Genomic DNA, 1,273 nt, shown 5'->3' with positions numbered 1-1,273 from the left:
ATGGCCAAGGAAAAGTTCGAACGCACTAAGCCGCACTGCAACATCGGCACCATCGGTCACGTTGACCATGGCAAGACCACGCTGACGGCTGCGATCACCATCACGCTGGCTAAGGCCGGTGGCGCGACTGCAAAGAACTACGCAGACATCGACGCTGCTCCGGAAGAAAAAGCACGCGGCATCACCATCAACACCGCGCACGTTGAGTACGAGACGGCTAACCGTCACTACGCCCACGTGGACTGCCCGGGTCACGCCGACTACGTGAAGAACATGATCACCGGTGCTGCCCAGATGGACGGTGCTATCCTGGTTTGCTCGGCCGCTGACGGCCCGATGCCGCAAACCCGCGAGCACATCCTGCTGTCGCGTCAGGTTGGCGTTCCGGCGCTGGTCGTGTTCCTGAACAAGGTTGACATGGTCGACGACGAAGAACTGCTCGAGCTCGTCGAAATGGAAGTTCGTGAACTTCTGTCGTCGTACAACTTCCCGGGTGACGACATTCCGGTGATCAAGGGTTCGGCTCTGGCCGCCGTTGAAGACCGCGATGCTGCCATCGGTCAAGACGCCGTTCTGAAGCTGATGGAAGCTGTCGACAGCTACATCCCGCAGCCGGAACGTCCGATCGACCAAGCCTTCCTGATGCCGGTTGAAGACGTATTCTCGATCTCGGGTCGTGGTACGGTTGTGACCGGTCGCGTTGAGCGCGGCATCGTCAAGGTCGGTGAAGAAGTCGAAATCGTCGGCATCCGTCCGGTTCAAAAGACGACCTGCACGGGCGTCGAAATGTTCCGCAAGCTGCTGGACCAAGGTCAAGCTGGTGACAACGTCGGCGTTCTGCTGCGCGGCACCAAGCGTGAAGACGTCGAGCGCGGCCAAGTGCTGTGCAAGCCGGGTTCGATCACCCCGCACACCAAGTTCGTTGCTGAGGCTTACATCCTCACCAAGGAAGAGGGCGGCCGTCACACCCCGTTCTTCACCAACTACCGTCCGCAGTTCTACTTCCGCACCACCGACGTGACCGGCATCGTTCACCTCAAGGAAGGCGTGGAAATGATCATGCCGGGCGACAACGCCGAGCTGGACGTCGAGCTGATCACCCCGATCGCCATGGAAGAGAAGCTGCGCTTCGCTATCCGTGAAGGCGGCCGCACCGTAGGCGCCGGCGTCGTTTCGAAGATCGTTGCCTAAGCAACAGCTTTGATCCGACCCTGACGGGCAACCGTCAGTGACGACAAACAAGACGGCCCTCCGGAGAAATCCGGGGGGCCGT

Annotated in this window: 1 protein-coding gene; it reads left to right on the top strand. The window is 60.2% G+C overall.

Annotated elements, in window-relative coordinates; genetic code table 11:
- Positions 1–1,191, top strand: coding sequence for an elongation factor Tu (gene tuf / locus OB03_RS14465; protein WP_242914291.1), 1,191 nt, complete (start codon positions 1–3; stop codon positions 1,189–1,191).
- Positions 1,192–1,273: the final 82 nt, after the last annotated feature.

This window comes from Brevundimonas sp. GN22, from assembly GCF_054824005.1.
This window is presented reverse-complemented; position numbering and strand designations above follow the sequence as displayed.